The sequence below is a fragment of the Amycolatopsis sp. cmx-8-4 genome (assembly GCF_046548675.1).
In the GTDB taxonomy this organism is placed as follows: Bacteria; Actinomycetota; Actinomycetes; order Mycobacteriales; family Pseudonocardiaceae; genus Amycolatopsis.
Genome location: NZ_JAEBDZ010000018.1, coordinates 72,410 through 92,741, shown reverse-complemented (window position 1 = coordinate 92,741; position 20,332 = coordinate 72,410). Strand labels below are relative to the sequence as shown.

General features: G+C 70.8%; 20 protein-coding genes. 8 read left to right on the top strand and 12 right to left on the bottom strand.

The features are described from left to right. The first annotated feature begins 9 nt into the window (after positions 1-9). Positions 10-843, top strand: coding sequence for a DJ-1/PfpI family protein (locus ACLJQZ_RS32255; protein ID WP_410623606.1), 834 nt, complete (start codon positions 10-12; stop codon positions 841-843). 1 nt (position 844) lies between these two features. Here the strand turns inward: ACLJQZ_RS32255 and ACLJQZ_RS32250 are convergent, their stop codons facing one another. Together ACLJQZ_RS32250 and ACLJQZ_RS32245 are read right to left on the bottom strand one after the other, a co-directional pair. Further along, positions 845-1,654: an Fpg/Nei family DNA glycosylase gene (locus tag ACLJQZ_RS32250; protein ID WP_410623605.1), complete on the bottom strand. Its 810-nt coding sequence runs from the start codon at positions 1,652-1,654 to the stop codon at positions 845-847. Continuing rightward, a complete protein-coding gene (locus ACLJQZ_RS32245) occupies positions 1,654-2,127 on the bottom strand; it encodes a ribose-5-phosphate isomerase (protein ID WP_410623604.1) in 474 nt (157 codons plus the stop codon). Before ACLJQZ_RS32245 ends, ACLJQZ_RS32250 begins: the two co-directional genes overlap by 1 nt. A gap of 45 nt (positions 2,128-2,172) precedes the next feature. Between ACLJQZ_RS32245 and ACLJQZ_RS32240 the strand changes: the two genes are divergently transcribed. Together ACLJQZ_RS32240 and ACLJQZ_RS32235 are read left to right on the top strand one after the other, a co-directional pair. Continuing rightward, positions 2,173-2,895 (top strand): 2-phosphosulfolactate phosphatase, encoded by a 723-nt coding sequence (locus ACLJQZ_RS32240; RefSeq protein WP_410623603.1) that lies wholly within the window; start codon positions 2,173-2,175, stop codon positions 2,893-2,895. Continuing rightward, the gene (locus ACLJQZ_RS32235) at positions 2,892-3,701 is read left to right on the top strand and encodes an MBL fold metallo-hydrolase (protein ID WP_326943438.1); all 810 of its coding nucleotides are present in this window, start codon (positions 2,892-2,894) and stop codon (positions 3,699-3,701) included. The genes ACLJQZ_RS32240 and ACLJQZ_RS32235 overlap by 4 nt, the downstream gene beginning before the upstream one ends. Positions 3,702-3,787: 86 nt before the next feature. On the opposite strand, the gene ACLJQZ_RS32230 is transcribed toward ACLJQZ_RS32235, so the two are convergent. Beyond that, on the bottom strand, positions 3,788-4,408 hold the full coding sequence (locus ACLJQZ_RS32230) for a DsbA family protein (RefSeq protein WP_410623602.1): 621 nt from the start codon (positions 4,406-4,408) through the stop codon (positions 3,788-3,790). Between the two features lie 161 nt (positions 4,409-4,569). Here ACLJQZ_RS32230 and pepN point away from each other — a divergent pair, with 161 nt between their 5' ends. Further along, a complete protein-coding gene (pepN, locus tag ACLJQZ_RS32225) occupies positions 4,570-7,137 on the top strand; it encodes an aminopeptidase N (RefSeq protein ID WP_410623601.1) in 2,568 nt (855 codons plus the stop codon). 155 nt (positions 7,138-7,292) lie between these two features. Here the strand turns inward: pepN and ACLJQZ_RS32220 are convergent, their stop codons facing one another. Next, positions 7,293-7,784, bottom strand: coding sequence for a DUF5130 family protein (locus tag ACLJQZ_RS32220; RefSeq protein WP_247055441.1), 492 nt, complete (start codon positions 7,782-7,784; stop codon positions 7,293-7,295). After that, entirely contained in the window at positions 7,771-8,028 is a 258-nt protein-coding gene (locus ACLJQZ_RS32215) for a hypothetical protein (RefSeq protein WP_326943442.1), read from the bottom strand. Before ACLJQZ_RS32215 ends, ACLJQZ_RS32220 begins: the two co-directional genes overlap by 14 nt. 278 nt (positions 8,029-8,306) lie before the next feature. Here ACLJQZ_RS32215 and ACLJQZ_RS32210 point away from each other — a divergent pair, with 278 nt between their 5' ends. Further along, the gene (locus tag ACLJQZ_RS32210) at positions 8,307-8,642 is read left to right on the top strand and encodes a hypothetical protein (RefSeq protein ID WP_410623600.1); all 336 of its coding nucleotides are present in this window, start codon (positions 8,307-8,309) and stop codon (positions 8,640-8,642) included. A 93-nt stretch (positions 8,643-8,735) separates the two neighbouring features. Here ACLJQZ_RS32210 and ACLJQZ_RS32205 read toward each other — a convergent pair whose 3' ends face one another. After that, positions 8,736-9,233, bottom strand: a complete 498-nt coding sequence (locus tag ACLJQZ_RS32205) for an HNH endonuclease (protein ID WP_410623599.1) — start codon at positions 9,231-9,233, stop codon at positions 8,736-8,738. Positions 9,234-9,590: 357 nt separating this feature from the next. Between ACLJQZ_RS32205 and ACLJQZ_RS32200 the strand changes: the two genes are divergently transcribed. From ACLJQZ_RS32200 to ACLJQZ_RS32190, 3 genes are all read left to right on the top strand, one after another. Continuing rightward, on the top strand, positions 9,591-10,595 hold the full coding sequence (locus ACLJQZ_RS32200; RefSeq protein ID WP_410623598.1) for a mechanosensitive ion channel family protein: 1,005 nt from the start codon (positions 9,591-9,593) through the stop codon (positions 10,593-10,595). A 190-nt stretch (positions 10,596-10,785) separates the two neighbouring features. Then, positions 10,786-11,169: a globin gene (locus ACLJQZ_RS32195; protein WP_326960134.1), complete on the top strand. Its 384-nt coding sequence runs from the start codon at positions 10,786-10,788 to the stop codon at positions 11,167-11,169. Continuing rightward, a complete protein-coding gene (locus tag ACLJQZ_RS32190; RefSeq protein WP_410623597.1) occupies positions 11,169-12,794 on the top strand; it encodes a glycoside hydrolase family 13 protein in 1,626 nt (541 codons plus the stop codon). The genes ACLJQZ_RS32195 and ACLJQZ_RS32190 overlap by 1 nt, the downstream gene beginning before the upstream one ends. Positions 12,795-12,822: 28 nt before the next feature. Here ACLJQZ_RS32190 and ACLJQZ_RS32185 read toward each other — a convergent pair whose 3' ends face one another. The 6 genes from ACLJQZ_RS32185 to ACLJQZ_RS32160 all read right to left on the bottom strand — a co-directional run bounded on the left by ACLJQZ_RS32185 (position 12,823) and on the right by ACLJQZ_RS32160 (position 20,117). Beyond that, on the bottom strand, positions 12,823-13,395 hold the full coding sequence (locus ACLJQZ_RS32185) for a hypothetical protein (RefSeq protein ID WP_410623596.1): 573 nt from the start codon (positions 13,393-13,395) through the stop codon (positions 12,823-12,825). Then, positions 13,392-13,652 carry a hypothetical protein gene (locus tag ACLJQZ_RS32180; RefSeq protein ID WP_410623595.1) on the bottom strand — a complete coding sequence of 87 codons (261 nt, stop codon included), beginning with the start codon at positions 13,650-13,652 and terminating at the stop codon, positions 13,392-13,394. Before ACLJQZ_RS32180 ends, ACLJQZ_RS32185 begins: the two co-directional genes overlap by 4 nt. Positions 13,653-13,770: 118 nt before the next feature. Further along, positions 13,771-14,022 (bottom strand): hypothetical protein, encoded by a 252-nt coding sequence (locus tag ACLJQZ_RS32175; RefSeq protein ID WP_410623594.1) that lies wholly within the window; start codon positions 14,020-14,022, stop codon positions 13,771-13,773. A 59-nt stretch (positions 14,023-14,081) separates the two neighbouring features. Then, positions 14,082-14,717, bottom strand: a complete 636-nt coding sequence (locus tag ACLJQZ_RS32170; protein ID WP_410623593.1) for a hypothetical protein — start codon at positions 14,715-14,717, stop codon at positions 14,082-14,084. Beyond that, positions 14,710-15,129, bottom strand: a complete 420-nt coding sequence (locus ACLJQZ_RS32165; RefSeq protein ID WP_326943449.1) for a thioesterase family protein — start codon at positions 15,127-15,129, stop codon at positions 14,710-14,712. The genes ACLJQZ_RS32170 and ACLJQZ_RS32165 overlap by 8 nt, the downstream gene beginning before the upstream one ends. Beyond that, the gene (locus ACLJQZ_RS32160) at positions 15,126-20,117 is read right to left on the bottom strand and encodes an NAD-glutamate dehydrogenase (RefSeq protein WP_410623592.1); all 4,992 of its coding nucleotides are present in this window, start codon (positions 20,115-20,117) and stop codon (positions 15,126-15,128) included. The genes ACLJQZ_RS32165 and ACLJQZ_RS32160 overlap by 4 nt, the downstream gene beginning before the upstream one ends. Positions 20,118-20,332 lie beyond the last annotated feature (215 nt).

The window sequence follows — 20,332 nt, the reverse complement described above, 5'->3', positions numbered from 1 at the left end:
GAGGATGCCGTGGCGACAGTCCTGATCCCCGTCCCGGCCCGGGACTCGGACCCGTCCGAAGTGGCCGTCAGCCGCGCGGTGCTGAGCCGGGACCACACGGTCGTCTTCGCGACACCCGGCGGCACGCAGGCCACCTGTGACGAGCTGATGGTCACCGGCGAGGGCCTCGACCTGTGGGGCCGGGTGCCGGGCCTGAAGAAGCTCACCGCGCTCGGCCGCGTGCTGCGCGCCGACGAAGCCGCGCGTGACGCCCACCGCGCGCTGCTCGCGGATCCCGCGTGGCGCACCCCGATCCGCTGGGACGACATCAAGCTCGACGACGTCGACGGAGTCCTCCTGCCCGGCGGGCACCGGGCCCGTGGCATGCGCGAGTACCTCGAAAGCCCCGTGCTGCAGGGCGTGGTCGCCGACGCCTTCCGCCGCGACCTGCCGGTCGGCGCGATCTGCCACGGCGTCCTGCTCGCCGCGCGCAGCGTCGACCAGGCCACCGGCCGCTCGGTGCTGCACGGCCGCACGACGACGGCGCTGACCTGGCAGCTGGAGCGAACGGCCTGGCGGCTCACGCGGCGGACGCGCTTCTGGGACCCGGGCTACTACCGCACCTACCTCGAGGAACCGGGGCAGCCGGAGGGGTACATGTCGGTGCAGCAGGAGGTCACGCGCGCGCTGGCGCGGCCGGAGGACTTCCTGGACACGACCGAGCGAATGAAGGCGAGCGGCCGGGCCCGCGACCGGCTCGACGACGAGCGTCCGGCGTTCGTCGTCGAGGACGGCAACTACGTCTCGGCCCGCTGGCCCGGAGACGTGCACACGTTCGCGAAGGCCTTCGGCAAGCGCCTCTGAGTCAGGCCGGCTGGCAGGTCGGGCACCAGTAGAGGTTCCGCCCGACCAGCGACGACGTCTCCACCGGCGTCCCGCACACCAGGCACGGCTCGCCGGCGCGGCGGTAGACGTACACCTCGCCGCCGTGGCGGTCGACGCGGGCCGCGCGGCCCATCGCCTCCGGGAGGTGCTCCGGGCGGACCGTGTCGATGCGGCCGACGCGGACGCCGTCGCGCATCAGCGTCACCAGGTCGGCCCACATGTCGTCCCACAGCGCGCGGTCCAGTGCGCGCCCCGGCGTCAGCGGAGCGACGCCGTGGCGGAACAGGACCTCGGCGCGGTAGACGTTGCCGACGCCGGCCAGCACCGCCTGGTCCATCAGCAGCGCGGCGACCGAGACCTTCGACTTCGAGATCCGCGCCCAGGCCTTGTCCGGCTTCGCGTCGCGGCGCAGCGGGTCGGGGCCGAGACGCGCCTTGATCGCGTCGGCCTGGGCCGGGTCCAGCAGCTCGCACGTGTGGGGGCCGCGCAGGTCCGTCCACTGTGTCCGGCCGACCAGCCGCATCCGGACCTGGCCCACCGGCGGTGGCGCGGGCAGCTTGCCCTCGCCGAAGATGCCGATCAGGCCGAGGTGGACGTGGACGATCCCGTGCGGCCCGTAGTCGTGGAACAGGTGCTTGCCGTGCGCCTCGGCGCCGACGAGCACCTGACCGTCCAAACGGGACGCTTCGGCGGCGAAGCGGCCCTGCGGGCTGCTCACCTCGACCGGGGCACCGGCGTAGCGGCGCTTGTGCAGCCGCGCCAGCCGGTGGAGCGTGTGCCCCTCGGGCATCAGGCCTCCGGCGGGGCCGGCGGGGTGCCGGTGCGCTCGTAGTCCAGCAGCTGCTGGACGCGGCGAGCGTGCCGCTCCTCGGGCGAGACCTCCGTCGCGAGGAAGGCCTCGACGATCTCGGTGGCCTGCTCGGCGGTGTGCATCCGGGCGCCGACGCCGATCAGCTGGGCGTGGTTGTGCTCGCGGCACAGCTTGGCCGTCTCGACGCTCCAGGCCAGGCCGGCACGGGCGCCGGGCACCTTGTTCGCGGCGATCTGCTCGCCGTTGCCGGAGCCGCCGACGACGATGCCGCGGCTGCCCTCGTCGGCCACGACGCGCAGCGCCGTCTCGACGCAGTAGGCCGGGTAGTCGTCGGCCGCGTCGTAGACCCGCGGGCCGATGTCGGTGACCTCGTGGCCCCGCTTCTCCAGGTGAGCCACCAGGTGGTTCTTCAGCTCGAAGCCGGCATGGTCGGATCCCAAGTAGACACGCACGGCTGGGAGTCTGCCATCACGGCCGGTTTCCGGCATGCTCCGGGGGTGGGGATCTGGGAGCAGTCGGGACACGATGTCAGGCTCGACTGGGGCGCCGAAGGGGTGGCCGCGCTCGGCCGGGAATGCGCCGTGCTGGTGGTCGTCGACGTGCTTTCCTTCAGCACCACCACGGATCTCGTGGTCGGCCGCGGCGGTCGCGTGCTGCCCGTGCGGTGGCGCGACGAACGCGGGGTCGCGCTCGCGCGGGCCGCGGGCGCCGTCATCGCCGGTGAGGGCACGTTCACCCTGCGGCCGTCGTCTGTGACGGACATCCCGCCCGGCACGCTCCTCGCGCTCCCCTCGCCGAACGGCGCCACCCTGTGCGACGCCGCCGCGACGACCGGCGCCCACGTGCTGGCCGGCTGCCTGCGCAACGCCTCCGCCGTGGCCGCGAAGGCGCACGAGCTGGGCGGTCCCGTCGGGGTCATCGCGGCCGGGGAACGCTGGGGGGTGAACATCTTCGGCCACGGCGACACGTTCGGGCCGCTGCGCCCGTGCGTCGAGGACCAGGTGGGCGCGGGCGCCATCGCCGCCGCGCTGGCCCGGTTCGGGCGCACACTGTCCCCCGAAGCGGCGCTGGCCGCGCGCTCGGTGGACGTCGCGGCGCTCGCGGACTGCGTGTCCGGACGCGAGCTGACCGAGGCCGGGCACGGCGGCGACGTCGCGCTGGCCGCCCAGATCGACGTGAGCGAAGCCGCTCCCGTCCTGCACGAAGGAGTCTTGCGATGACCGGTCGCTGGGTCGAGGTCGCCGACGGCGTGCACGCGCGGCGGTACGAGGAGCTGGACCTGACCGTCGGGCTGGTCGTCGGGGCCGACCGCTGCCTGGTCATCGACACCCGGGGCGACCTGGACCAGGGCGCCGAGCTGGCGGCGGCCGTGCGTCAGCTGACGGCGTTGCCGTGGGCGGTCGCGTTCACCCACGCGCACTTCGACCACACCTGGGGCACCGAGCGGTTCCTGCCGTGCGCGGTCTGGGCGCACGAGGGCTGCCGCGCCGAGCTGACCGAGTACGCCGAGGGCGCGCGGGAGAAGTGGATGGCCTACTACCGCGAGGAGGGCAAGGCGGCGATCGCCAACGCCATCGCGCGGACGACGTTCGTCGTGCCCGACCACCTGTTCAGCGACCGGACCGAGCTCGACCTGGGCGGCCGGACGGCGGTGCTGCTGCACCCCGGGCGCGCCCACACCGACCACGACGTCATCGTGCACGTGCCGGACGCGGAAGTGGTCTTCGCCGGGGACATCGTCGAGAACGCCGAACACGGCTTCAGCGCGTTCTCGTTCGGCGCCGACTCGGACCTGACCGCCTGGCCGGACACCCTCGACACGCTGCTCGCGCTGGAACCGCGGGTCGTCGTCCCCGGCCACGGCGACCCGGTCGACGCCGACTTCGTCCGCTACCACCGCCACGGCCTGCACGAGCTGATCGCCCTGAAGGCGGCGGTCGGGCGCGGCGAGTCGACCGAGGCGGCGGCGGTGGCCGCGTCCCGCTACCCCGCCGACGTCACCTCGGCCGCCCTCAAAACGCTCTGACCCGGAGACGTCACTTTCGTGGGGAAAGATGCGTCCGAAGGGGCCTCCGACGTATCTTTCCCTATGAAAGTGACGCCCTCCGAACCTCAGTCGAAGTTCAGGTCGCCCGTGCGGGTGCGCTTGAGCTCGAAGAAGTCCGGGTAGCTCGACAGCGCGACCGCGCCGTCGAAGATTTTCAGCGCGTCGTCGCCGCGCGGGATCGAGCTGAGCACCGGGCCGAAGAACGCCACGCCGTCGATGTGGATCGTCGGGGTGCCGACGTCCATGCCGACCGGGTCCATGCCCTCGTGGTGGCTCCTCTTCAGCGCGTCGTCGTACTCCGTGGAGTCGGCGGCGTCGTACAGCTCGGACGGCGCGCCGATCGCGGCCAGGGCTTCCTTGATGACCACGTCGCGGTCCTTGTTGCCCTGGTTGTGGAAGCGGGTGCCGAACTCGGTGTAGTAGTCGCGCAGCACCTCTTCGCCCTTGAGCTCCGCCAGCGCCACGGCCACGCGCACCGGGCCCCAGCCCTTCGCCAGCAGGTCCTTGTACTCCTGCGGCAGCTCGTCCCGGCCCGAGTTCAGGTAGGAGAGGCTCATCACGCGGAAGGTCAGGTCCAGGTTGCGGTGCTTCTCCACCTCGAGGATCCAGCGCGAGGTGATCCAGGCGAACGGGCAGATCGGGTCGAAGTAGAAATCGACCTTCGTGGGCTGCTCGGCAGTGGTCATCGGGTACTCCTGTGCACGGTGAAGGCGACGTCGGCGTGTGGGCGGGCCCCACACTGCGGGCCAACACCCGGGAGCGCACGCTTGTTCCCTCATCGCCCGGCACCCCGGACCCATGATTGGATGCGGGGAGCCTGAAACCGATCCCACGACCAGAGGTGCCTGTGCCCGCCCCCAACCTGACCCGTGATCTCGCCAAACTGCGCGCGGATCTGCTCGACGTCACCGGCTACGACATCGAGCTCGATCTGACCGACGGCCACGGCGGTCCCGGGGAGAAGACCTTCGCGTCGAAGACGACCGTCCGGTTCGCGAGCGCCAAGGCCGGCGAACAGACCTGGGTCGACCTCGTCGCCGATCGCGTGCACTCCGCCACGTTGAACGGCGCGGACGTCGACATCAGCGCCTATGTCGAAGACCGGGGCATCGCGCTGGCGGACCTGGCCGAGACGAACGAGCTCACGGTCACCGCCGACTGCCGGTACATGAACACCGGTGAAGGCCTGCACCGGTTCGTCGACCCGGTCGACGACGGCGTCTACCTGTACACCCAGTTCGAGACGGCCGACGCCAAGCGGATGTTCGCCTGCTTCGACCAGCCCGACCTGAAGTCGGTCTACCGGCTCACCGTGGTGACGCCGAAGGACTGGAAGGTCGTCTCCAACACGCTGGCCGAGTCGGCCGAGGAGACGCCGGAAGGCGCCGTCCGGACCGTCTTCAAGGAGTCCGAGCGGCTCTCGACCTACCTGGTCGCGCTGATCGCCGGGCCGTACACCGAGTGGCGCGACGAGTACACCGACGCCCACAAGACGATCCCGCTCGGCATCTACTGCCGCGCGTCGCTGGCCGAGCACATGGACGCCGAGCGCCTGTTCACCGAGACCAAGCAGGGCTTCGGCTTCTACCACGACAAGTTCGGCACGCCGTACCCGTTCTCCAAGTACGACCAGCTGTTCGTGCCGGAGTTCAACGCGGGCGCGATGGAGAACGCCGGCGCCGTCACCTTCCTCGAGGACTACGTCTTCCGCAGCCGCGTCACCCGCTACGCCTACGAGCGGCGCGCCGAGACGCTGCTGCACGAGATGGCGCACATGTGGTTCGGCGACCTCGTCACCATGCGCTGGTGGGACGACCTGTGGCTGAACGAGTCGTTCGCGACCTTCGCCAGCGTGCTCGCCCAGGCCGAGGCCACCGAGTACAAGAACGCGTGGACCAGCTTCGCGAACATCGAGAAGTCCTGGGCCTACCGCCAGGACCAGCTGCCCTCGACGCACCCGATCGCCGCCGACATCGTCGACCTGCACGCGGTCGAGGTGAACTTCGACGGCATCACCTACGCCAAGGGCGCGAGCGTGCTCAAGCAGCTCGTCGCCTACGTCGGGCTCGAGCACTTCCTCGACGGCCTGAAGGTCTACTTCGGCAAGCACGCCTGGGGCAACGCCACGCTGGCCGACCTGCTCGGCGCGCTGGAAGAGGCGTCCGGGCGCGACCTGTCGTGGTGGAGCGCGCAGTGGCTGGAGACCACCGGCCTGAACTCGCTGAGCCCGCGCTACGAGATCGGCGCGGACGGCACGTTCGCCTCGTTCGCTGTCGTGCAGTCCGGCGCCAAGCCGGGCGCCGGCGAGCTGCGCACGCACCGCGTCGCGGTGGGCATCTACGACGAGGACGGCAACGGCAAGATCGTCCGCACCCACCGCGTCGAGCTGGACGTCGACGGCGAGCGCACCGAGGTGCCCGACCTGGTCGGTCGGGCCGCGGGCAAGCTCGTGCTGGTCAACGACGACGACCTGACCTACTGCACGATGCGGCTCGACCCGGTGTCGCTGACCACGCTGATCGACCGCGTCGCCGACATCACCGAGCCGCTGCCGCGCACCCTGTGCTGGTCGGCGGCCTGGGAGATGACCCGCGAGGCCGAGCTGAAGGCCCGCGACTTCGTCACCTTGGTGCAGCGCGGCATCCACACCGAGAGCGAGGTCGGCGTCGTCCAGCGGCTGCTGCTGCAGGCCCAGACCGCGCTGAACTCCTACGCCGAGCAGGGCTGGGCGGCCAAGACCGGCTGGCCGGCGTTCACCGCCCGGCTGCTGGAGCTGGTCCGCGGCGCCGAGCCGGGCTCGGACCACCAGCTGGCGTTCGTGAACTCGCTGGCCGGTTCGGTGCTGGACGAGGCGACCCTCGCGGTGCTCGCCGGCTGGCTCGACGGCTCGGCCCCGCTGGAGGGTCTGAGCGTCGACACCGACCTGCGCTGGCGCCTGCTGCACGCGCTGGTCGCGCACGACAAGGCGGGCTCCGCGGAGCTCGACGCCGAGCTGGCCCGCGACAACACCGCGACCGGGCGCCGCCAGGCCGAACGCGGCCGCGCGCTGCGTCCGGCGGCCGAGGCGAAGGCCGACGCGTGGGAGCGCGCGGTCCACGACGACGAGCTGACCAACGCCGTCAGCGACTCGCTCATCTCGGGCTTCTCACACCCGGGCCAGAAGGCGCTGCTCGGCGAGTACGTCGGGAAGTACTTCGAGGTGATCGACGAGGTGTGGCAGCGGCGCTCCAGCGAGCGCGCGCAGCCGATCGCGATCGGGCTGTACCCGTCGTGGGCCGTGGAGCCGGCGACGGTGAAGGCGTCCGACAAGTGGCTGGAGACCGAGCACTCGCAGGCCCTGCGCCGGCTGGTCTCGGAAGGCCGGGCGGGCATCGTCCGGGCCCTGGCGGCCCGCGACTTCGACGCCCAGGCCTGATACGCCCCAATGTGGCGTTGGGTGCGTCAGACGCACCGAACGCCACATTGGGTGCGTCAGATGCACCGAACGCCACATTGGGGCGTTTGAGACCGGGACCGTACGCGAAAAAGGGCCCCGCACCGGGTGGTGCGGGGCCCTTTCGTGTGGCTGGGTCAGCGGGGCGCGGGGCCCGCTTGGTCGGACAGCATGCGGAGCGCGTTCGCGAGGCCGTTGACCAGGCCGCGGACCAGGTCACCCTCCTTGAACGACGCCACCATGCTCGCGATCGCCAGCTTGGCGCCGCGGTCGGGCAGCCGGCTGTAGGCCGTCTTGCCCGTGACGATCTCGATCAGCCGTTCGCCGGGCGAGACCGCGATCAGGACCGAGTTGGCCGGGTTCGCCGTGGTGGCGTGCAGCCTCTCCGCCGTCGCGCGGCTGTCCTGGCCGCCCAGCTCGCCGAGGTACAGGCTGAAGTCCAGGCCGGTCTCCCGGCTCGCGAACGTCAGCGCCTCGTCCAGGCGGGCCAGCTGGCGGGTGGTGAACGGGCCGGCCGGCGCGGCGGGCTCGTACATCTTGGCGGCCGACACGCGGCCGCTGGACGTCAGCGCTTCGCCATAGCCCAGTTCGGACTCGTCGACGCGCTTCGTCAGCTCACCAGTTGCCACGAGCGCCCCCTGCCGCGGTAGTGGCGCCTGCGGCGACCACGCTGTTCCCGGCACCCGCGTGCGCGTGCCCTTCACCGACCCCGTCGGGGTTGGCGCTCCACCACATGGCCGGGTACTCCCAAGCCTGGCCCGGCCGGTGCCGCGGGGCGCCACCGGACTTGCGCCGGAGCGTCAGCAGCCCGGCGAAGCCGTAGATGGCCAGCGGGATCACGGCGAAGACCACGATCGTCTCGACAACGTTCACGGCGCTGAGCGTATCGGATGACCTCCGCGACCACCGCGCGCGGCGCACTCGACCGTTCGTCGTAAGGCAGGCGCCGTCCGCCGCTTGGCGCGCGGGCACTGGAACGTTGGGGCGAAGACCGTCGGGCCGAAAGGTTGCAACTCAACGTACAGGCGGCCGCACCCGCCGCTGTCGTCTTGTCGTTGCCTTGAAATCCTCGTAGCTTTTTCACCTGTACGGGCCTTGCGCCCCGCTCTCCAGCCCCAGCAGGTCACGCACCGGTCCCAGGAGGCCTTGCCATGAACAGCGTCCACACCCCCGCACAGGCGATCACCGAGACCACCTCGTCACCCAGCGACATCGACTTCGTGCCGGGAACGCGGGTGACGGCGGGCACCAGGGTCACCCGGGGTACACGAGTCACCCGCGGCACCCGGGTGACGGCGGGCACACGGGTGACACGGGGCACCCGGGTCACCCGCGGCACGCGGGTCACGATGGGCACGCGGGTGACGGCCGGCACGCGCGTCACCTGCGGCACACGCGTCACGCGGGGCACCCGTGTCACCCGGGGCACGCGCGTCACCATGGGCACCCGCGTCACCTGCCAGAGCGAGTTCGCGCTCGCCGCCTGAGCCCTTTTCACACTTCCTGGACGCACCGCGCAAGCACCCCGGCTCGCCCCGGCCGCCGCAAGGCAGCCGGGGCGCCGGCATGTCAGGGCCCGGTTAAGCCGCCGAACCCAGGTAAGGCCGCCAGAGCGGGTCGGCCTCCTTGGAGTGCGCGAGCAAGCGCCAGTGCGGGCCGTGCGGGGCTCGCGGGACGACGCGCAGCTTCCAGCCGATCTCCGAGAGCAGCCGGTCCGCTTTGCGGTGGTTGCACTTGGCGCAGCAGGCGACGCAGTTCGTCCAGCTGTGGGGTCCGCCACGGCTGCGCGGCTGGACGTGGTCGATCGTCTCGGCCCGCCCCCCGCAGTAGGCGCAGCGGTACCGGTCGCGGTGCATCAGCCCGGCCCTGGTCAGCGGCACCTTGGCGCGGTAGGGCACCCGCACGTAGGTGCTGAGCCGGATCACCGAGGGCACCGGCAGCGACAGCGTCGCGGCGTGGAGCTCGGTGCCGCCGGGGTCGCCGTGCACCACTTCGGCCTTGCCGCACATGACCAAGACCACAGCGCGCCGCAGAGGCAGCGCGGTCAGGGGCTCGAAGGTCGCGTTGAGCAGGAGCACCCGGCGCCGGCCCCAGGCCGGGGCCGCCGGGTCCCGGCCTCTACTACGCTGACCGGGCGGGCGGGTAACTCCCCCTGGGCGGTTCCCCGGCCCGGCCGGGGCGGGTCCGCCGGATGCGGTTCCCCCCGGGTAGGCGCGCAGGACCACCTCTGGCGTCTCTGCGGCCATGGCTTGGCCGGAGACACCGCGGGGGCTGGGTTGTCGGTCTGGCACTCGACCACCTCCAGGGGCGTAGGCATAGTCGACCACAGAACAGGCCCCCAGCGCACGTGTGTTACAAGACGTGTCACATCCGCGCGACCCAACATCCACTCGAAGTTGGCGAAACCGACGAGATCGGAAGGATGATCAACCCCCGTGTCCCCCTTGCTCACCGCCGAACCGCCATGCATCAAGGACTCCAGCACCTTCTGTTCCCAGGTGTTCGAGGTCACGAACAACGCGTGGCTGGCCGGCTCGGCGAACTGGCTCCTCACCAAGCCGCTGAAGATCCTGTTCATCCTCTTGATCGCGTTCGTGGTGCGCCTGCTGATCAAGCGGATGATCAACCGCGTCACGCGGCTGCCCCGCTCCGGCGGCAAGCTGCCGGCGCTGCTGCGCCCCCTGCGTGAGCGCGCCCCCGAGGTGCTCGGCTCGGCCGTGATCGAACGCCGACGCCAGCGCGCGCAGACCATCGGCTCGGTGCTGAAGTCGATGTCGACGTTCCTGATCTACGGCCTCGCGTTCATCCTCGTGCTGGGTGAGCTCGGCATCAACCTGGGCCCGATCATCGCGTCGGCCGGCATCATCGGCGTCGCGATCGGGTTCGGCGCCCAGAACCTGGTCAAGGACTTCCTGTCCGGCATCTTCATGATGGTGGAGGACCAGTACGGCGTCGGCGACGTCGTCGACATCGGCGAGGCGACCGGCACCGTCGAGGCCGTGGGCTTGCGGATCACCACGCTGCGCGACGTCAAGGGCACGGTCTGGTACGTCCGCAACGGCGAGGTCCTGCGCGTCGGCAACTCCAGCCAGGGCTTCGCGGTCGCGCTGGTCGACGTCCCGCTCGGCTACTCGGCCGACGTCGAGCGCGCGTCCACGGTGCTCATGGCGGCCGCCTCCACGGCGACGTCGAGCGAGCTGCTGCGGGAGAACGTGCTCGAGCCACCGGAGATGCTGGGGGTGGAGAGCGTCACCCCGGAGGGCATCCAGCTGCGCCTGACGGTGAAGGTCCGCCCGGGCAAGCAGTGGGCGGTCCAGCGGGCGTTGCGCGGGCAGCTCCTGGCGGCCCTGGAGGAAGCCGGCTTCGAGCCCCCGCTCGGCCGCCTGTTCCCGGCCAAGGCGGCGGCGGCGCTCGAGAACGGCCGCCGTCAGTCCGAGTAGCACCGGTCGTGAGTGCGTAACAGTGTTAGAACACTGTTACGCACTCACGACCCTCGGCCGGAGGTCGTCGCGATCCGGTCGTCGGGACCGCCGCCGTTACGCTGGGAAACGGTTTTGCGACGGTTCGGAAGCACCGGTACCGGGCGTCGGGAACCTTGAGCGGAAGGGCAAAATGGGAGGCGTGTCACCAGTGAGCGAACCGGCGAACCTGTACGAAGCGGTGGGCGGCGAACCCACGTTCCGCCGGATCGTCGGGCGGTTCTACGAGGAAGTCGCGCGGGACGAGATCCTGCGTCCCCTCTACCCGGAGGAGGACCTCGGCCCGGCCGAGGAACGCTTCCGGCTGTTCCTGATGCAGTACTGGGGCGGCCCGCACACCTACTCCGACCAGCGCGGGCACCCGCGGCTGCGGATGCGGCACGCGCCGTTCAAGATCGGGCCGATCGAGCGGGACGCCTGGCTGCGCTGCATCCGGATCGCGGTGGACGAAGAGAACCTCGACGAGCCCTACCGGCAGCAGCTGTGGGCCTACCTGGAGATGGCCGCGCACAGCATGATGAACAGCTTCGTCTGATGAGAGCCGAGCCGGAGGACGCCGAAACATCCGGGGCTTCGCCCCGGGCCGGAGGCTCCGCCACCCGGGGCCCCCGGAAAGCGCTGGAGTGGTGGCGGGAGGCCGTCTTCTACCAGGTCTACGTGCGCTCGTTCGCCGATTCGGACGGCGACGGCGTCGGCGACCTGGAGGGCATCCGGTCCCGGCTCGGTTACCTGGAGCTGCTGGGCGTCGACGCGCTGTGGCTGACGCCGTTCTACCGCTCCCCCATGGCCGACCACGGGTACGACATCGCCGACCCGCGCGACGTCGACCCGATGTTCGGCACCCTCGGCGACTTCGACGTCCTGCTGACCGAGGCGCACAAGCGCAAGATCAAGGTCACCGTCGACGTCGTGCCGAACCACACCAGCAACCAGCACGCCTGGTTCAAGTCGGCGATGGCGGCGGCGCCGGGCAGCCGGGAGCGCGAGCGGTACGTCTTCCGCGACGGCGTCGGCCCGCGCGGTGAGGACCCGCCGAACAACTGGGTCAGCGCGTTCGGCGGCCCGGCGTGGACCCGCGTGCCGGACGGCCAGTGGTACCTGCACCTGTTCGCGCCGCAGCAGCCGGACCTGAACTGGGCCGACCCCGAGGTCGCCGCCGACCTGGAACGCACCCTGCGGTTCTGGCTCGAACGCGGCGTGGACGGCTTCCGCATCGATGTCGCGCACGGCATGGCGAAGCCGCCGGGCCTGCCGGACATGGACCCGAGGGCCGGCGGGTTCACCCCGACCGACTACTACGACCCGCGCTGGGACTACGACGGCGTCCACGAGATCCACCAGATGATCCGCAAGGTGCTCGACGAGTTCCCGGAGACCATGGCCGTCGGCGAGATCTGGGTGACCGACGAGGAGCGCCTCTCGCGCTACCTGCGGCCCGACGAGTTGCACCTGGCGTTCAACTTCCGGCTGGTGCTGACCCACTTCGACGCCGACGCCATGCGCACGGCGATCCAGCGCTCCCTGACCGTGCCGGCGAAGGTCGGCGCGCCGGCGACGTGGACGCTGAGCAACCACGACGTCTGGCGCCAGGTCAGCCGCTACGGCGGCGGCGCGCAGGGCGTCCGCCGCGCCCGGGCGATGGCGCTGGTCGAGCTGGCCCTGCCCGGCGCGGTCTACCTGTACAACGGCGAAGAGCTGGGGCTGGCCAACGTCGACGTCCCGGTTTCGGCCATCGCCGACCCGCGCGCGAAGACGAGCGGCGCGGAGTTCGGCCGCGACGTCTCCCGGGTACCGCTGCCGTGGGAGGGCGACCTGCCGCCGTTCGGCTTCTCCCGCAACCCGCGCACCTGGCTGCCGATGCCGGGCGAGTGGGCCGAGCTGACGGTCGAGAAGCAGATAGAAGACGCCGATTCGACGCTCTCGCTGTACCGCCAGGCGATCGAGCTGCGCAAGACGCACTCGGCGTTCGGCGGCGACGAGCTGGAGTGGTACGGCGCGCCCGCGGGGTGTTTCGCCTTCCGCCGCCGGGGTGGCGGGCTGGTCTGCGCGCTGAACACGTCCGCCAGCCCGATCGCGCTGCCGCCGGGCGAGGTGCTGCTGTCGAGCAGTCCGCTGGTGGACGGGAAGCTCCCGGCCGATTCGGCGGCCTGGCTCGTCTAGCCGGAGTGGGTCAGCGCCTTGCGCACACTCAACCTCGACAAGCTGAAGAAGCAATCCCTTCCTCTTGATTTTGATTCGACGATGAGGCAAACGAGTTGAGCTGAGCGATCGCCTTCAAGAATCCCTCGCGGTCCATTCCCAGCGAACGCCTGAGCGCGTCAGCCAGTTCGTCCACGGCGGGAAGAGCCAGCGAGAGCTCGGGCACAGGACCATGCGAGAGCTGATTCACGCGCTGATGGGACAAACCAAGAAGGTCAGCGACCGCCCGCTGAGACAGCTTCTTGCTGAGATCGGAAACCAAACGGGAGCGGACCCGATCACGCCATTCGGCCATGTCTTCAGCAATTCGATGAGCCTCCTGGTACTCCAGCACCAGGGCCGTCTCATCCTCTTCGCCGAACTCGTACCGCCAGGAAACGGTGAACTGACCCGGTTGAATACCCGTGAGATCCGCGATGATCTCCCGCATCCCAGGGTCGATGTCGGCGAAGTGCTCAAAGTCGTCCGCACCGACGTACCCTCGCTCGAGGCCATTGGTCACGACCGCGACCCACAGGGTGTCTTCGCGGCTCACGGTCACCGTGAAAGTCGGATAGTTCATCGTTTCTCCATCCACTTCTCGCCGAACAGATGGGCCAAACCGTCTTCGATCGCACGCAGCACGCCGATGGACACGTCACGGGAGTGATTGGTCAACGTGAATCGACCGATGACATCGTCGTCAGCGTCGAGCACGACGTAGACCACGTGCGACCCTTTGCCCCGACCGGGCAGATGCTCGACGCGATGGCCCTTGCGTCGAGCTGCCGCACGAGCGAGCTGAAGCACCGCCGATGCCTTCATCGTTTTGTTCACCACAAGAGTAAGTCTATCCACCTAGACACGCAAGCGTCCAATCGACTAGACGTGTCTACCTCGACAAACGGGTGAACATAGATCGGCGCGAGAAGCCCCACCGACGCGTCGGCTGGCTGCTCTAGCTCTGGTCGCCCGAACCCGAGCCGTCGTCGAAAGCTCCGCTCGCCAGCCAGGCCACCAGGGCCGCGGCCTGGAGGTAGGGCGCCGCCTGGGCAGCCGCCCGGCCCGCCGCACGCGTGCGGCCCCACCTCTCAGGTCGTTCGACGCCCTCGGGCGCTTTCTCACCCACCGGACGGTCGCGTCGCCACGGCGTTTCCTCGGCGCGAACACCGTCGAGGAAGTCCGCTGTGGGGTCGTCGTCCGGGGCCATGGCCTCAGCGTGCCACCGCGGCCGGGTGATCGCCCGGCTCGCAAGGATTCCGTAAGGCTTCAGAACAGCAGCGGCAGCAGCGCGTGGCGGCGGCGCAGGATCGCGCCGTAGCGCGCGTCCAGGCGCAGCCACGAGTCCGTCGCCGTCACGCGGACGACGTCACCCTCGACGCCCGAGTCCACGAAACCCATGCCGGACAACGCGAACAGGCAGCGCATCTGGACCTTGACCTCCTGCGAGCCACCGCTGACGGTGAGCACCGCCTGGTCCATCAGCGACGCCGGCGGGTTGCCGTGCGGGCCCGCGTTGTCGCGGGCCAGCGTGACGCCCCGGTCGGCCAGCTGCGCGACGACGTGCGCCGGGAGCTCGTCGACCAGCGGCCAGGGGCCGCGCGGCGGCAGCTCGCCGTGCCAGAGCAGGTCGCGGGCCGGACCCGGGTCCATCCGCGGCGCGCCCGCCACCGTCAGCGCGGCGAGCAGCTCGTTGCCGGACACCGTGACGTCGCCGGGGGTGACGTCACCGGCCACCGCGCGGGTCGCCAGGCACTCGAACGGCGTCGCCGTCCAGGCCTCGACCACGCCGTCACCGCGCTGGCGCAGCCGGACGGCCGTCTGGCCGTCCAGCCGGACCGCGCGGGCGACGAAGGCGCCGAGGGTCTCCCGGTCCGCCGCGTCCGGCACGAACAACTCAGGCATCCGCGAACCCCTGCTTCAGAAACTCCGACTCGGCCGGGGTGAGCCTACGCGGCCGCAACGCGACCGTGTCGTACGGCGCCAGCACCGTCTGCGCGGTGACCGCCACCGGGTCCGCCTCGGCCGGCCCGTTGTGCACCCGGTAGGCCAGCGTGAAGCTCGCCGCCTTCAGCTCGGCCAGGTCGATGTCGACGCGGAGCTCCTGCCCGGTCACCACGATCGGCGCCTTGTAGCCCACTTCGAGCTTGACCACGACGATGCCCTTCGGCAGCTGCTCCAACCCGGCCGAGACGGCCCCCTCGAACAGCAGCGGGATCCGGGCCTCTTCGAGCAGCGTCACCATCTTGGCGTGGTTGACGTGTCCGTAGACGTCCATGTCCGTCCAGCGCGGGCGGACCAGCGAAACGTAGGTCACCGCACCGTGCTCCGGATCTGGCGGGCCGCCACCGAAAGCGTCGCCAGGTCGAGGCGGCCGGACTTGGTGATCTCGTCGAGCGCGACGCGCGCCCGCTGCAGCCGGGAGGCGTTGGTCTTCTCCCACTGCGCGATCTTGGCGTCCGCCGACGACCCGGGATCGCTGTGCCGCAACGCATCGAGCGTGATCGCCCGCAGCGAGCCGTAGACGTCGTCGCGCAGCGAAAGCCGGGCGAGGGCGTGCCAGCGGTTGCCGCGTTCGAGCGCGCTGATCTCGGTGAGCATCTTGTCGACGTCCAGGTGCGCCGACAGCGCGTAGTACAGCTCCGCCGTCTCGGCCGGGCTGTGCGTCGCGTCGACGCCGATCTGCTGCTCCGCGAGCTCGGCGACCTCGGTCACGTCGAGCAGGCCGAACGTGTGCAGCAGCAGGGCGATCCGGCGGGCCAGCTCGGCCGGCACATGCCCGGCGGTCAGCTCCGCCACCTTCGCCTGCACCGACTCGGCTTCCCGGCCGCGCAGCAGGTCGCCGAGCTTCGGCACCAGCTCGTTGAGGACCCGGCCGAAGCGGTTGATCTCCGCCAGCGGCGCCAGCGGCTGCGGCCGGTTGGTGAGGAACCAGCGCGCGGCCCGGTCGAGCAGCCGCCGCGTCTCCAGGGTCATCTCGTCGGCGACGTCGGTGTGCACGACGTTGTCCAGCGCGTCGATCGCGCTCCACAGCGACGGGAGGTCGAAGACCCGCGACACGACGGCGTACGCGCGCACGGCGTCGGTCGCCGTCGCGTTCATCTCCTCCATCAGCCGGTAGACGAACGAGATGCCGCCGCCGTCGACGACCTCGTTCGCGATCAGCGTGGTGATGATCTGGCGGCGCAGCGGGTGCTCGCCGATCGCCGGCGCGAACCGCTCGCGCAACGGCTTCGGGAAGTACTCCGGCAGCCGGCCGGCGAAGACCTGCGAGTCGGGCAGGTCGCTGGCCAGCAGCTCGTCCTTCAGCTCCAGCTTGACGTGCGCGAGCAGCGTCGCCAGCTCCGGCGAGGTGAGGCCCTTGTCCGCCTTCTCCAGCTCGCGGAACTCCGAGTTGCTCGGCAGCGCCTCCAGCTTGCGGTCGAACGCGCCCTCGGCGACCAGCGACGCGACGAGCCGCGCGTGCACCGAGACCATCGGCCCGGCGTGCGCCCGGCTGACGCCGAGCACCGCGTTCTGCCGGTAGTTGTCGGCCAGCACCAGCGCGCCGACCTCGTCGGTCATCTCCTCCAGCAGCGCGTTGCGCTGGGCCTGCTCGAGCTTCCCGGTCTGCACCAGGTGATCGAGCAGGATCTTGATGTTGACCTCGTGGTCGGAGCAGTCGACGCCGGCCGAGTTGTCCAGCGCGTCGGTGTTGATCTTGCCGCCCTCGCGGGCGAACTCGATCCGGCCGAGCTGGGTCAGGCCCAGGTTGCCGCCCTCGCCGAACACCTTGACGCGCAGCTGCTTGCCGTCGACGCGGATGGCGTCGTTGGCCTTGTCACCGGCGTGGGCGTGGGTTTCGGTCTCCGCCTTGACGTAGGTGCCGATACCGCCGTTCCAGAGCAGCTCCACGGGCGCCAGCAGGATGGCCTGGATCAGGTCCATCGGCGCCAGCGCGGTGACGCTCGCGTCGAGGCCGAGCGCCTCGCGGACCTGCGGGCTGACCGGGATCGACTTGGCCGAGCGGGAGTAGATGCCGCCGCCCTCGCTGATCAGCGAGCGGTCGTAGTCGTCCCACGAGCTGCGCGGCAGGTCGAACAGCCGGCGGCGCTCGGCGTAGGTCGCCGCCGCGTCCGGGATCGGGTCGAGGAAGACGTGCATGTGGTTGAACGCGGCGACCAGCCGGATGTGCTCGGACAGCAGCATGCCGTTGCCGAAGACGTCACCCATCATGTCGCCGATGCCGACGACGGTGAAGTCCTCGGTCTGGGTGTCCTTGCCCAGCTCGCGGAAGTGCCGCTTGACGCTCTCCCAGGCGCCCTTCGCCGTGATGCCCATGGCCTTGTGGTCGTAGCCGACCGAGCCACCGGAGGCGAAGGCGTCCCCGAGCCAGAAGCCGTACTGCGCCGACATCTCGTTGGCGATGTCGGAGAACTTCGCGGTGCCCTTGTCGGCCGCGACGACCAGGTAGGAGTCGTCGGCGTCGTGCCGGACGACGCCCGGCGCGGGCACGGTCTTGCCCTCGACGCGGTTGTCGGTCAGGTCGAGCAGGCCGGAGATGAACATGCGGTAGCAGGCGATGCCCTCGTTGAGCTGGGCGTCGCGGTCGATGCCGGAGTCGCCGGTCGGGACCGGCGGGCGCTTCACGACGAAGCCGCCCTTCGCGCCGACCGGCACGATGACGGCGTTCTTGACCGCCTGCGCCTTGACCAGGCCGAGGATCTCGGTGCGGAAGTCCTCGCGCCGGTCCGACCAGCGCAGGCCACCGCGCGCGACCTCGCCGAAGCGCAGGTGCACGCCTTCGACGCGCGGCGAGTACACGAAGATCTCGAACCGCGGCCGCGGCTCGGGCAGGTCGGGCACGCCGCTCGGGTCGAGCTTGATCGCCAGGTACGGCCGCGGCGCGCCCTCGGCGTCGGTGACGTGGTAACTCGTCCGCAGGGTGGCCCGGATGACGGCCATCAGCCGGCGCAGGATCCGGTCCTCGTCGAGGCTGGTGACCTCGTCGATCAGCGCGTTCAGCTCGCCGGCCAGGCCGTCGGTCGCGGCCTCGCGGTCGGCGTCCGACAGGAATGGGTCGAAGCGGGCTTCGAACAGCCACAGCAGCTTCGTGGCGACCTCGGTGTGGGACAGCAGCGTGTTCTGGATGTAGTCCTGGGAGAACGCGCTGCCGGCCTGGCGCAGGTACCGCGAGTACGCGCGCAGCACGGCGGCCTGGCGCCAGGTGAGCCCGCCGCGCAGGACGAGGCCGTTGAGGCCGTCGACCTCGGCGTCGCCGCGCCAGGCGGCCTCGAAGGCGTCCTGGAAGCGATCGCGCAGCTCGGCGACGGCGGCGTCGTCCGGCTGCTGGCCCAGCATCTTCTGGCTGATGCGCAGGCCGAAGTCGTAGATCCAGCACGGGCCGCCGTCTTCGCGGTGCAGCTCGTACGGCCGCTCGTCGACGACCTCGACGCCCATCGCCTGCAGCACCGGGAGGACCTTCGACAGCGTCACGCCCTCACCGCGCAGGAAGAGCTTGAACCGCCGTTCGCCGGGCTCGGCGTCGCCCGGCAGGTAGAACGACAGCGCGAGGTCGCCTTCGTCGGAGAGCGAGTCGAGGGCGCGCAGGTCGGCGAGCGCCTCTTCGGCGGAGAAGTCCTCCTTGTAGCCCTCGGGGAAGACGCTCGCGTAGCGCTGGCCCTGCTCGGTCGCCGACTCCTCGCCGAGGACCCCGACGGCCACGCCGCCGTCCGAGCGCTCCCGGCGCTCGTCGAGGACCGCCTCGACCATCCGGTCGTCCCAGCTGCGGACGGCGTCGTTGAGCCGGTCCTGGATCCGCGGGGTGTCCGGCTCCTGGCCGCGCGCGGGATCGGTGTGGACCATGAAGTGCACCTGCGCCAGCACGGTTTCCCCGATGCGGGCGCTGTATTCGAGCTGGGTGCCTTCGAGCTCTTCGAGCAGGACTTCCTGCATCGCGAGCCGCGAGCGCGTCGTGTAGCGGTCCTGCGGGAGGTAGACGAGGCAGGAGTAGAAGCGGCCGTACGGGTCGCGGCGCAGGAACAGCCGCAGCCGGCGGCGGTCCGACAACGTGATCGCGCCGGTCGTCGTGGAGTACAGCGAGTCGGTGTCGGCGGAGAACAGGTCCGCGCGCGGCCAGTTCTGCAGTACCTCGAGCATCCGCTGGCCGGAGAACGACTCCATCGGGAACCCGGCGCGGTGGATGACCTCGCGGACGCGGTCGCAGACCACCGGGATGTCGAGGACGTTCTCGTGCAGCGCGGTGGTGGTGAACATGCCGAGGAAGCGGTGTTCGCCGGTGACCGTGCCCTCGGCGTCGAAGGTCTTCACGCCGACGTAGTACGGGTAGACCGGCCGGTGCACGGTCGAGGGCGCGCTCGCCTGCGTCAGCACCAGCAGCGACGGCGCGAGCGCGGTCGTCGAGCTGTCCGGGCCGGCGGTGAGGCCGCGCGCGGCCAGGCTGTCCTGGCGCAGCACGCCGAGGCCGGAGGCCAGCACCGCGCGCAGGGCCGGCTCGTCCGAGTCCGGATGCGGGTTCTCGACCAGCTCGTAGCGGCGGTAACCGAGGAACGTGAAGTGGCCGTCGGCCAGCCAGCGCAGGAGGCGGGCGCCCTCGGCGACTTCGGCCTGGGGCAGCTGCGGCGGGTCGGTCTCCAGCTCGCCGGCGAGCTGGCAGGCCGTCTGGGCCATCTTCTCGGCGTCCTCGACGACCTCGCGGACGTCGCCCAGCACGCTGGAGAGCCGGTTGTCGAGCTCGCGGGCCCGGTTCGGGTCGGTGACGAAGTCGATCTCGATGTACATCCACGACTCGGCGGCCGAGTTCGCGGGCGGGTTCGCCGGGTCCGCGTCCGGGTGCACTTCCAGCAGCTCACCGGTCAGGTCGCGGGTCACGACGACGATCGGGTGGACGATCCGCTGCACCTGCACGCCGTCGCGGGCGAACTCCGCGGCGATCGAGTCGACCAGGTAGGGCATGTCGTCGGTGACGACCTGCACGACGGTGGCCTCGCGGGCCCAGCCGTCCTCGGCGACGGTCGGGTTCAGCAGCCGCACGGCGGGGCGGCCCGGCATCCGCTGCTGGGCCAGCTGCCAGTGCGAGCGGACCGCGCCGACCAGGTTGACCGGCTCGTCGCCGACGATCTCCTCGGCCGGGATGTGCCGGTAGTAGAGCCGGATGAGCTCGCCGATCTCCGGCGCCAGCCCGGCGGCGGCGTCGATCAGGTCGTCCCTGATCTGCTCCGGGCTGACGGTGGAGCGCGGGGGACCGAACTCGGGTTCGGTGACGGCTCCGGTTCCGGGTGGGGACGAGACTCCGGTCGAGCTCATTCGAGGCAACTCTCCAAGATGCGTGGGTGACTCCGCGCCGGGTTCGGCGTTGAACTCCGGCCACCCCACACTAATCCGCCGGGCTGGCGGAAGACACGAAGACCCGGAGCTTGCCGGGCGCCGGAAAACCCTTATGGGCCTGCGGATTCGCGTGATCGGTCAAGCTACTGACGGGTTGTGTTGCGGGCCTTCCCGCGGCGCTGACCAGCCGCGCG